Here is a 10944-nt window from a genome sequence, read left to right on the forward strand (position 1 = left end):
GGTATAGGCCTTGATCGAATTGCGCTCGTAGCGCGCCATCGAACGGTCGTAACGGGCTGTCTCGCGAGCCTCTGCTCCGAAATACTTCACCGTCTCATAGTTGAGCAGCGAGTCGATCGCCTTCGAATTGGCGTCGGTATCGGACTCGTTCATGGCGCCGCGAATGGCGATGCGCCATTCGGTGGCCTTGATCGTGTAGGCCATGTAGGTCGTCACCATCACCACCAGCACGACGACATAGAGCCAGTCGAACATCGTCAGCAGCACGGCGGTGATCAGGGCGACTTCGACCACGACCGGCACCAACTGGTTCAGGCCGAGGCGGACCATTTCCTCGATGCCGTTGCGGCCGCGCTCCAGCACGCGGGTCAGACCGCCGGTCTTGCGCTCGAGATGGAAGCGCAGCGAGAGATAATGCAGATGACCGAAGGTCTGCAGCGCCAGCGTGCGCACCGCATGCATGAACACGGGTGCGAACAACGCGTCGCGCATCTGGATGAAGGCCGAGGAGCCGACGCGCGCCAGCCCGTAGATCAGCGTCAGGGTCAGCGGTGCGCCGACCAGCCAGGGCAGCCAGCGCCCGAGACTGGTCGGCGTGTTCGCCAGGGCATCCGTCGCCCATTTGAAGGTGAAGGGCACGCCCATCAGCACCATGCGGCCAATGACCAGCAGGATGAAGGCCGCGACCACGCGCTTGCGTAGATCGGCGCGATCCGGTGGCCAGAGATAGGGCCAGAGCGCACGGAAGGTCGCGACAAAGCCGGAGCCGGGTTGCAGGACGGCCGAGTGGGCGAAGTTCGACGCTGGAGGCGGCGCGGCAGGCGGGGACATTTTTCAAACAGTTCCAAGTTGAACCGCCCATATATCCGCGATCGCGGGCGAATGCATGAGCCTTGCTGCAAGTCGGGGATTGCGGAACACGCGCGCCGGCTTGGCCTTGTTCTCGTCGAAGGACCGGTGTGAGATGGCGTCGGAGCGGTCAATGCTCGGATCGGGGAAAGAAACAGCCATGAGAGCTCAACGGGTTATCCTTGCCGGCCTGATCGGCGCCAGCGTCTCACTCTGCCTCGCGACGCTTCCCGCCCTGGCGCAATCAGCGCGGCCGCCGGCACAGATCAAGGTAACCAATGCCCGCAGCGTGCCATTGAACACGCTCGAAATCACCACCTCGGGTGAACAGCCCCGCCTCGTCGCCAAACTCGCCAAGCCGCTCGCTCCCGGAAAGAGCGCCGTGCTGAAACTCAACAAGCCGGCAGGCTGCAGCTATTTCGTGCTCGGTCGCTTCAGCGACGAGGTCGAAAACGACAATGACGGCGTCGATCTCTGCAGGGAAAAGACGATCCGCCTGACGGATTGAGCCGCCAGGGCCATCATGGCCGGGCCTCGTCCCGGCCATTCCCGACCGCGGCGGCACCGCCGAACGCTCATCCGCAGAATGATTGCCAGGTGGGCGCTGCGCCTCACCCGGGAATCGCGGCGGATCAAAAGCCCTCGTCGCTTACGCCGTCGCGCCGGCCCGCATCAGCTTGTAGGTGATCGAGTCGACCAGCGCCTGGAACGAGGCGTCGATGATGTTGGCGCTGACACCGACCGTGGTCCAGCGTTCGCCGGTCTCGTCAGCGGATTCGATCAGGACGCGCGTCACCGCATCGGTGCCGCCCTGGAAGATGCGGACCTTGTAGTCGACGAGCCGCAAGCCGCCGATCAGCGACTGATAGCGGCCGAGATCCTTGCGCAAGGCGACGTCGAGCGCATTGACCGGACCGGCAGAGCCCTCGGCAGCCGAGATCAGCAGCTCGTCGCCGACCTGCACCTTCACGATCGCCTCGGAGAAGGTGACGAGCTCGCCATTGGCGTTGTAGCGGCGCTCCACATTCACCTTGAAGCGCTCGACCGTGAAATAATCCGGCACCTCGCGCAGGATCCGCTTGGCGAGCAGGAAGAAGGAGGCGTCGGCCCCCTCGAAGGCGTAGCCTTGCGCCTCCTTGTCCTTGAGCTCGTCGAGCAGGCGCCCGAGCCGCGGATCGTCGCGCCCAAGCGTCACGCCGATGCGCTCCAGCTCGRCAACGAGGTTGGACTTGCCGCCCTGGTCGGAGATCAGGACCTTGCGGATATTGCCGGTCGCTTCCGGCGCGACATGCTCATAGGTGCGCGGGTCCTTCAGCACCGCTGAGGCATGGATGCCGGCCTTGGTCGCGAAGGCAGACGAACCGACGAAGGGCGCGTGCCGGTTCGGGGCGCGGTTCAGCATCTCGTCGAGGGCCCGCGAAACATGGGTCAGCTCGCCGAGCTGCTGCTCGTCGACATTGATGCTGAAGCGCTCGCGATACCTGTCCTTCAGTTTCAGCGCGCCGATCAGCGTCACCAGATTGGCGTTGCCGCAGCGCTCGCCGAGCCCGTTCAGCGTGCCCTGGATCTGGCGGACCCCCGCCTCGACCGCCGCCAGCGAATTGGCAACGGCGCAGCCGCAATCGTCATGGGCATGGATGCCGAGATGATCGCCCGGCACGACCTTGGCGACCTCGGCAACGATGGCGCCGACCTCGTCCGGCAAGGTGCCGCCATTCGTGTCGCAAAGCACGACCCAGCGCGCGCCCGCCTCATAGGCTGCCCGCGCGCAGGCCAGCGCATAGTCGGGATTGGCCTTGTAGCCGTCGAAGAAATGCTCGCAGTCGAGCATCACCTCGCGTCCGGCCGCCTTCGCGGCCTTCACGCTGTCGGTGATCCCCTCGAGATTGTCCTCGAGCGAGATCTCGAGCGCGACATGGACATGGTAGTCCCAGCTCTTGGCGACGAAGACGATGGCGTCGGCCTTCGCCTCGAGCAGGGCAGCGATGCCCGGGTCGTTGGCGGCCGAGCGCCCTGCCCGCTTGGTCATGCCGAAGGCAGCGAACTTGGCCTTCGAAGTCGGCTTCTCCGCGAAGAAGGCGGTATCGAGCGGGTTCGCCCCGGGATAGCCGCCCTCGACATAGTCGATGCCGAGCTTGTCCAGCATGGCGGCGACCGCGCGCTTGTCGTCGAGCGAGAAGTCGACTCCGGTGGTCTGGGCGCCGTCGCGCAGCGTCGTATCGAAAAGATGGACGCGGGCGCTCATCGCCCGGCCCTCATCCGATAGCGCAGCACACGCGGCATCACCATGGCGAGCATGACGAGCTTCATGGCGACCGAGAGCGCACCGGCGCGCCGGATCTTCGGGGCATCCCGGTTCATCGTTTCACTTCCCATGTCATGTCCGTCTCATGGAGCGTCGCTCCATCGAGATCGTGCCAAAGCGTGTCCTGGACCTCGTCGCCACGACGAAGAATATCGGCGTTCCAGAAGCGACGAATGCGAAAGCCCTGCTCCTTCAGCCAAGCGTCCCGAACGGCGTCATAGGTGCTTTCTGCATGGTGGCCGCCATCGGCTTCGACGATCAGTCGCTTCGACGGACACACGAAATCGACGATATAGGAACCGATCTGGACCTGCCGACGGAACTTGAAACCGCTGAACCGCCTGTCGCGCAGGAGGTGCCAAAGCTTGCGCTCGGCCTCCGTCGGCTCCTTGCGCATCGAGCGCGCGCGCTGGCCGAGCTTGGCACGCAGCGACGGCGCATGCTCCCCTTCTCCCCCTGCGGGAGAAGGTGGCCGCGCAGCGGCCGGATGAGGGGTCGCGCTTCCCTGTCCGGTTGAAGCAGAATGAGCCGAAGGCCGGCAAGCGTCGCGCGACCCCTCACCCCAACCCTCTCCCGCAAGGGGAGAGGGGGCTTGGTCGCGGTTCATCGCTTGACCTGCCATGCTGTCGTGGGCTCGCCCGTCGCCGGGTCCTTGCCATCCTTGAGCTGGATGCCGATCGCCGCAAGTTCGTCGCGGATGCGATCGGACTCGGCAAAGTCCTTGGCGCGACGTGCTGCAAGCCGGCGCTGGATCAGATCGTCGACACGCGTCGCGAAGCCGTCATCGGTCGCCGTCCGGATGAGGAACTCCTGTTCCTTCCGCCCCCAGGCCTGACGATTCAGGCCGAGGAAATCGACGCTTGCCGCCAATGCGCGCGCAGCCTTCGGATCGCCGGCCTTCGCTTCGCGTGCGAGACCGTGAAGCCGCGTCATCATCTTGGCCGTGTTCAGGTCATCGGCCAGCGCGGCGATGATTTCGGCATCCACGTCGCTTGKAGTGGCCTGCGGTTCCGTCGGAATGCCACGCAGGACTTCCTCCCAGCCACCGATGATGGACTCGACCTCCTCCAGCGACTTCACCGTCCAGTCGATCGGCTGACGATAATGCGTCTTCAACATCGCAAGGCGCAGCACTTCGCCCGGCCATGTCCGGCCGCCGAAGGCATCGGTCTGCAGCAGTTCGTTGATGGTGACGAAGTTGCCGAGAGACTTCGACATCTTCTCGCCTTCGACCTGCAGGAACCCGTTATGCATCCAGATATTCGCCATGCGGCCGGCGCCATCGGCACCGCCGAAGGCGCAGCAGCTCTGGGCGATTTCGTTCTCATGATGCGGGAAGACGAGGTCGATGCCGCCGCCATGGATGTCGAAGACATTCCTGGCGGGGTCATCGCAGGCGAGCCCGCCGCCGAAGGGTGCGAGCAGCTTCGCCATCGACATGGCCGAGCACTCGATATGCCAGCCGGGGCGGCCGGGCGTGGCGATGCCGGCCGGGGAAGGCCAGCCGGGGTCGATGCCGTCGCGGCTTGGCTTCCACAGCACGAAATCCATGGCATCGCGCTTGTAGGGCGCGACATCGACACGGGCGCCGGCCATCATCTCGTCCAGCGAACGCCGGGCGAGCGAGCCGTATTTCGGTGCCTTCCCCAGGCTCGCCACAGCCGGCACATGGAACAGCACATGCTCCTCGGCGACATAGGCGATGCCACGGGCGATGAGGCGCTCGATGATCGCCTTCATCTCCTCGATATGGTCGGTGGCGCGCGGCTCGGCATCGGGGCGCAGATTGCCCAGCGCATCGACATCATTGTGGAACTGCGCCGTCGTCGTCTGCGTGACCCGGGCAATCGCCTCGTTCAGCGGCAGGCCCGGAAAGTCGCGGGCGGCGCGCGCATTGATCTTGTCGTCGACGTCCGTGAGGTTGCGGGCATAGGTGACATGCTCGGGGCCATAGAGATGGCGGAGCAGCCGGTAGAGCACGTCGAAGACGATGACCGGGCGGGCATTGCCGATATGGGCGTAGTCATAGACCGTCGGACCGCAGACATACATGCGGACATTGCCGKGATCGATCGGCGCGAACGTCTCTTTCGTCCGCGTCAGCGTGTTGTAGAGCCTTAAAGTCGGCGTCATCGAAACGGTCCTGGCGAATAGGCGACGAGAAGCGTGGTCCGGGCCGCTGGCCGGGGGCGCTTTCTGTCGGGTCGTTTCAGGACGATGACGTGAGCAGCCGGCCAGCGAAAGCTAGCGGCAAATAATGCAAATCCGGATGGCGGCCTGCGTCATGAAAAACTGATTGCCTGTGCGCGGGCTTTGCGTCAAGAGGGCGCCCGAGTTTGTTGCGCCGCAACATAGCTGACGCCGAATTCATTCAAATTTAACGGACTGGAACCATCCTCATGCTTCGAAGGTTCTTTGGCCTGTCGGGTCACGAGGAAAGATCGAGAATGCGCCGCGCCATCGCCCTGATCGGCCTGTTCGGAATCGTCGGAGCCGGCCTCTCGCTCGCAGTCCTGCCGACCTCGAAGACGGTGGCCGCTTCCAACGACCAGCGCATTTTCCTGATTCCGGCGAGCGACGGCTATGGCGTCGCCGACTGCCTGTCCTCGAAGACTTCGGAATGCGGCAAGATCGTCGCCGATGCCTGGTGCGAGGCCCAGGGTTTTGCGAAGGCGACAGCCTTCGGCATCGCCTCGCGCGAAGATTTCACCGGTTCGGTCTCGAAGCCTGTCATCACCGAACCGGCCGAACAGCCGCTCTCGATCACCTGCGGCGGCTGAGCCTGCGGCTCACCTCACCCAATCCGAGCATTTCGGCGCCTCGCCTACCCCGCCCCAGGGCATGATCGGGACGGTGGATGTCGAATTCTGCGGCGACCCGTCGATCAGCTTGTCGGAATAGACGAGATAGACCAGCACGTTGCGCTTGATGTCGCAGCCGCGCACGATCTGCATCTTCTTCCAGACCATCGAGCGGCGCTCGCGGAAGACGACATCGCCCTGCTCGAACTTCTCCTTGAACTTGATCGGACCGACCTGACGACAGGCGAGCGAGATCTCCGAGACCTCCTCCGCCACCCCGAACATGCCGGAGACGCCGCCCTTCTCGGGGATAGTGTAGTGGCAGGCCACACCCTCGACGATCGGATCGTCGACGCCATAGACGGCGAGCTTGTCGTTCGGCGTCAGCATCTTCCAGACGGTCGATTTCCTGAAGATCAGGTCCTCCTGGGCCTGTGCGGCCCCGGTCAGACCGAGCCCTAGCGCCAACAGAGCCAGGGCCAGGGCGCGTGAAGAGGTGGTACCACAGGCGCGCATTCTCKATCTCCTGACTGTTCCGCGTAGCCGGCGCCGCATATGGGTTCTGAGGCGAAGCAATGCCAGAGGCGTCCGATGCAGACCAGCAAGATGCCGGCGACGACGCAGCCGATCCTCGCGACGGACCGCCTCATCCTCAGGCCGAGAACCATTGAGGATCTCGACCATGTCATTGCAATGAATTCCGATCCGGAGGTGATGCGACACATCGCGCCAGTCGGCACYGCCTTCATGAGCAGGGAGGCCGTGGCGAAGCGCAGCTTCACCCATGTCGATCGGGGGCTGGGCTACTGGTCGATCAGCCCGCGCGAAAGCCCTGGCGCGTTGCTGGGCTATGTCGCGCTGTTCCCCGGCGCTCCGGCGACGGCGCAGATCGAGCTGAGCTACCGCTTCGAGACGCGCCATTGGGGMCGGGGTTATACGACGGAGGCGGCCTCGCGCCTGCTCCAGCACGGTTTTGGCCCATTGGACCTAACCGAGGTGGTCATCCTCACGCACCCGTTGAACGCGGCATCCCTTCGTCTGGCGGAGAGGCTCGGTTTCCAGCGCGAGAGCGACCGGTGCTCATGGCTGATGGGCGATCCGCACTTCCTCTGCGCCTTCTTCCGCCTCGGCCGCGCCGGCTGGCTTGCCACCCATGACGCAGCCGCGGCACCGGTCGTCACACCGCCAGTGGCTTGAACACCAGATAGGCCGCGGCCAGCGCGCCGAGCACGCCGAGCGTGAACAGCACCAGCTTCAACTGCGTGAAGCCGCTCGCCATGGCGACATCGCCCGCCTCGACCCGGGGGTATTTGTCGAGCAGCCGGGCAATGACAAAATTCTCGACGACATCGCAGAGCCCGCCGAAGAGCCAGCCGCCGCCGCATAATGCCGCCACCCACCAGGGATAGCCGCGCATCGCGACGCCCGCGACGATGATCGCGCCGACGATCGCATAGGTCAGGGCGAAGGCGACATCGGCCGGCAGCACCCGGTGACGGTAGCGGTTGCGGCGTTCCTCGCCATAAGCTGCGAAGAGCTTTTCGACATCGGCAGCGTTGAAGCCGTTCCAGTCGCTCTCGAGCATGCGGGCCACGCCCTGACGGCTCGCCCAGAGCCCGGTGAGCCAGAACATCAACATCACCAGCGCCGGCCCCCACAGGAAGAACGAGAGCGGGATGGCGCTGGAATAGAGCGGAACGGGATCGATCATCGCGGCCAAGGCTCCGGCAGAGGAAATGCGACGTTACCGCGCCTCGCGCGCCAGCGCCAAGGCCTGACGCAGGATCTCCACGTCACCGATATGATTGACGAAGATCAGGACGAGCCTTGCATTGAGCGCCACGCTCTCGGCCTCGGAGAGATCGCGATGCGCCTCCGCGATCATCCGGAACGCCGCGTCGGGATCGGAGAGATTCGGTTCCGTGACAAGTTCGCTGCTCATGCTGCGGCGCGCCCTTCCAKCCTCTCGATCGCGGCCGCCAGTTGCACAGGTGTCGCCTGGCGAAACCGCGCCGCGACATGGCCGTCAGGACGCAGCACGACGGCATCGCCCGGCGTCAATCCGTAACGTCGCGCCAGGGGCTCGTCTCCCCCATCTCTGGCGGGAACGTCGACCCACAAGGCGGCGGCAGGCGTCATGCCCTCGGCCGCCACCCCGCAGGCGATGATGACCGGCCGGCCCTCGGCCAGCGTCTCGCTCAGCCAGCGCCGCCCGCCGGCTGTGGATGGCAGCGCAGCGTCGTGGAAGGAGGTGCCCGCCGCGAGCCCCCCCTGCCAATCCGGGCCAGGCGTCGAAAGCGGCGACGCCAGATAGGTCGTCGGCTGCGAGAGACGCCCGGAATTGACGAAGCCCCGGGCGAAGCCGGCCTTGCCGGCCAGGGCAAGGGCCGCATCGCGCAAGACCCGCTCGCCTGGCGAGCGCGGCGCGATGAAATCCGTGGCGCGGGTCGAATGCAGGATATTCTCCTGCGCTGCTTCGACACGCTCCCTGTCATAGCTGTCGATCAGAGAAGCGGGACTCTGCCCTTTCACGACCAATGCCAGTTTCCAGCCGAGATTGTCGGCATCCTGGATGCCGGAATTGGCGCCGCGCGCGCCGAAGGGCGAGACCTGATGCGCCGCATCGCCGGCGAAGACCACCAGACCATGAACGAAGCGCGCGAGCCTGCGGCACTGGAAGCGGTAGACCGAGACCCATTCCAGCGCGAAATCGTCATGGCCGAGCATCTGCCGGATGCGCGGCCGCACGATCTCGGGCTGTCGTTCATGCTCGGGGTCGGCGTCGCGATCGAGTTGCAGATCGATGCGCCAGACATCGTCCGRCTGCTTGTGCAGCAGGGCCGACTGTCCGGAATGGAAGGGCGGCGCGAACCAGAACCAACGCTCGGTGGGGAATTCCGCCCGCATCTTCACGTCTGCGATGAGGAACTTGTCCTCGAAGGCCTCACCGCGAAACTCCAGGCCAAGCAGCGCGCGCGTCGGCGATCGCGCTCCGTCGCAGGCGACCACCCAGCCGGCATCGAACTGGTAGGGCCCATCCGGCGTCGCGATGGTCAGGAGCGCGCCGTCGCTACGAGGCTGGATKCCGGTGAGACGGTTCGACCAGCGCAGATCGATCAGCGCCTCCGCAGCCGCAGCGTCGGCCAACGCCGCTTCGACGTAATATTGCTGCAGGTTGATGAAGGCCGGCTGCTTGTGGCCAGGCTCGGGCAATAGATCGAACTCATAGAGCTGCTCCTGCCCGCGAAAGACCCTGCCCCGCTGCCAGGTGACGCCTTTCGCGACCATGCCTTCCGCGAGGCCGAGCCTGTCGAAGATCTCGAGCGTACGCTTGGCAAAACAGATCGCGCGCGAGCCCTCGCCGATGCGATCGGAATCATCGATCAGCACGACGGGAACGGCACGGCGCGCCAGATCGAGCGCGAGCGTCAGCCCGACCGGGCCGGCGCCAATGATGACAACCGGATGATGGGCCGGTTCGCGTGCATCYTGGTCAGGGCTGCGGCGATAGGCGAAACGGCGCAGCTCCGTCGTCATCCGATCGCCTCCGGCCCCTCGATCCCGAGCCCCCGCAGATCCGAGGCACGCCGGCCGGCATCGAAAGCGAGGAAATACTCATCGAGCTGCGGCGGCGCGACCGTCGTGCCGGCGAGCATGGCGTGGGCCTGGCCGCGATGATGGATCTGATGCTGGAAGAGATGCGCGAGCAGATCGTCGATCCGCTCGGGCACCTTGCCGTCATCGCCGCGATCGGTCTCGACCTGCCGTGCCAGCTCTGCCTCGCTCAACGCATCGCAGAAGGCGATCAGGCGGCGATCGGTCTGCCCCTGCACGATGAGGAGCGCGGCCGCGTCGAGCGGCCGGAAGGTATCGAAGACGGCGAGCCCGCGCCCGCCCTGCTCCAGGGCGTCGAGATAGAACTGATCGACCGAGAGATTGTGGTTCAAGGTCTCGTGGAGCGAGGGGAAGAAGCTCGTTCGCGTGGCCCTGAATGCCTCGTCGTCCAGTTCGGCGCAGGCGCGCAGCAGCCGGTCATTGGCCCAGCCATTGTTGCGGGCCGCCTTGCGCAGATAGGCGACGAGCGACACCGCCCTACCCTCGCAGGTCGAGCCACATCTGGCGATCGCGCTCGTCGGTCCAGATGCGGGGATGATCGAGCCCGTTGGCCTCGTCATAGGCACGCGAAACATTGAAGGGCAGGCAATGCTCGAAGATCACCCAGTCGCCATAGCCTGGCTTCAAAACGGCATGGACACGCTCGAAGGTCTCGCGGAGCGAGCKGCCCGCGCCGGCGTTCTGCTTCACGGCGTCATAGAGGTCGCTGAGAAAGGCGCGCGTGCCGCTGATGCCATCGGCGACCATCGCCGCATCGGTCAGCGCAGCGCCCCGGCCAGGCACCATCGCGACCGAGCCGAGGGCCGACAAATGGTCGAGCGTCGTCGGCCAGTCCTCGAAATGGGCATCGCCGCAATAGGGCGTCGCACCATATTCGACGAGATCCCCCGCGAAGGAGACCTCGGCATCGGGAATCCAGGCGACGATGTCGCCTGCGGTATGACCGCGCCCGAGCTTCATCAGCCTGACCTCGCGCTTGCCCAGCCAGATCGAGGCGGTGTCGGAAAAGGTCATGGTCGGCCAGGTCAGGCCCGGGCGGATCGAATCCGCGCCCTGGAAGAGCCGCGGAAACCGGCCGATCTCGCTCGCCTTGTCCTGCTCGCCGCGTTCCACGATCATCTCGCGGGCGACATCGGAGGCGACGATCTCGCGGGCGCTGTAGGCTGGCGCTCCCAGCACGCGGACCGCGTGGTAATGCGAGAGCACGACATGGCTGATCGGCTTGTCGGTGATCCTGCGGACGCGTTCGATCACGGTTTCCGCCATCTTCGGCGTCGCCTGCGCATCGAAGACGAGCACGCTCTCGTCACCGACGACGACCCCGGTATTGGGGTCGCCCTCGGCGGTATAGGCGTAGATGCCCCGGCCGATCTC

Annotated in this window: 13 protein-coding genes; 3 read left to right on the forward strand and 10 right to left on the reverse strand. The window is 65.4% G+C overall.

Annotated elements, in window-relative coordinates:
* Positions 1 to 831, reverse strand: an 831-nt coding sequence (locus AC1DJT_RS28540; RefSeq protein ID WP_476835355.1) for an ABC transporter transmembrane domain-containing protein, incomplete at its 3' end; no start/stop codon positions are given.
* A 178-nt stretch (positions 832 to 1009) separates the two neighbouring features.
* Between AC1DJT_RS28540 and AC1DJT_RS28545 the strand changes: the two genes are divergently transcribed.
* A complete protein-coding gene (locus tag AC1DJT_RS28545; protein WP_441493071.1) occupies positions 1010 to 1357 on the forward strand; it encodes a hypothetical protein in 348 nt (115 codons plus the stop codon).
* A gap of 141 nt (positions 1358 to 1498) precedes the next feature.
* Here the strand turns inward: AC1DJT_RS28545 and cimA are convergent, their stop codons facing one another.
* The 3 genes from cimA to cysS form a co-directional block, all read right to left on the reverse strand.
* Complete coding sequence (gene cimA, locus AC1DJT_RS28550) at positions 1499 to 3094, reverse strand: citramalate synthase (RefSeq protein WP_476835356.1); 1596 nt, start codon at positions 3092 to 3094, stop codon at positions 1499 to 1501.
* A 112-nt stretch (positions 3095 to 3206) separates the two neighbouring features.
* Complete coding sequence (locus AC1DJT_RS28555) at positions 3207 to 3584, reverse strand: endonuclease domain-containing protein (RefSeq protein ID WP_441507915.1); 378 nt, start codon at positions 3582 to 3584, stop codon at positions 3207 to 3209.
* Positions 3585 to 3757: 173 nt separating this feature from the next.
* Positions 3758 to 5287 (reverse strand): cysteine--tRNA ligase, encoded by a 1530-nt coding sequence (cysS, locus tag AC1DJT_RS28560; protein WP_476835357.1) that lies wholly within the window; start codon positions 5285 to 5287, stop codon positions 3758 to 3760.
* A gap of 314 nt (positions 5288 to 5601) precedes the next feature.
* On the opposite strand from cysS, the gene AC1DJT_RS28565 reads away from it, so the two are divergent.
* On the forward strand, positions 5602 to 5934 hold the full coding sequence (locus tag AC1DJT_RS28565) for a hypothetical protein (RefSeq protein WP_113512928.1): 333 nt from the start codon (positions 5602 to 5604) through the stop codon (positions 5932 to 5934).
* Between the two features lie 9 nt (positions 5935 to 5943).
* Here AC1DJT_RS28565 and AC1DJT_RS28570 read toward each other — a convergent pair whose 3' ends face one another.
* On the reverse strand, positions 5944 to 6471 hold the full coding sequence (locus AC1DJT_RS28570; protein WP_441493075.1) for a CreA family protein: 528 nt from the start codon (positions 6469 to 6471) through the stop codon (positions 5944 to 5946).
* 75 nt (positions 6472 to 6546) lie between these two features.
* Between AC1DJT_RS28570 and AC1DJT_RS28575 the strand changes: the two genes are divergently transcribed.
* Positions 6547 to 7152, forward strand: coding sequence for a GNAT family N-acetyltransferase (locus AC1DJT_RS28575; RefSeq protein ID WP_476768790.1), 606 nt, complete (start codon positions 6547 to 6549; stop codon positions 7150 to 7152).
* Here AC1DJT_RS28575 and AC1DJT_RS28580 read toward each other — a convergent pair.
* The 5 genes from AC1DJT_RS28580 to AC1DJT_RS28600 form a co-directional block, all read right to left on the reverse strand.
* Complete coding sequence (locus AC1DJT_RS28580; protein ID WP_441493077.1) at positions 7133 to 7666, reverse strand: hypothetical protein; 534 nt, start codon at positions 7664 to 7666, stop codon at positions 7133 to 7135. The genes AC1DJT_RS28575 and AC1DJT_RS28580 overlap by 20 nt on opposite strands.
* A 33-nt stretch (positions 7667 to 7699) precedes the next feature.
* Positions 7700 to 7897 carry a DUF2783 domain-containing protein gene (locus AC1DJT_RS28585; protein ID WP_441507906.1) on the reverse strand — a complete coding sequence of 66 codons (198 nt, stop codon included), beginning with the start codon at positions 7895 to 7897 and terminating at the stop codon, positions 7700 to 7702.
* On the reverse strand, positions 7894 to 9492 hold the full coding sequence (locus AC1DJT_RS28590; protein WP_476835358.1) for an FAD-dependent oxidoreductase: 1599 nt from the start codon (positions 9490 to 9492) through the stop codon (positions 7894 to 7896). Before AC1DJT_RS28590 ends, AC1DJT_RS28585 begins: the two co-directional genes overlap by 4 nt.
* Complete coding sequence (locus AC1DJT_RS28595) at positions 9489 to 10043, reverse strand: DinB family protein (RefSeq protein ID WP_441493080.1); 555 nt, start codon at positions 10041 to 10043, stop codon at positions 9489 to 9491. Before AC1DJT_RS28595 ends, AC1DJT_RS28590 begins: the two co-directional genes overlap by 4 nt.
* Before the next feature lie 4 nt (positions 10044 to 10047).
* Positions 10048 to 10944 (reverse strand): MBL fold metallo-hydrolase (locus tag AC1DJT_RS28600; RefSeq protein ID WP_476835359.1); only part of this gene is annotated, 897 nt, incomplete at its 5' end.

It is taken from the genome of Allobosea sp. 05T422_2, assembly GCF_056396265.1.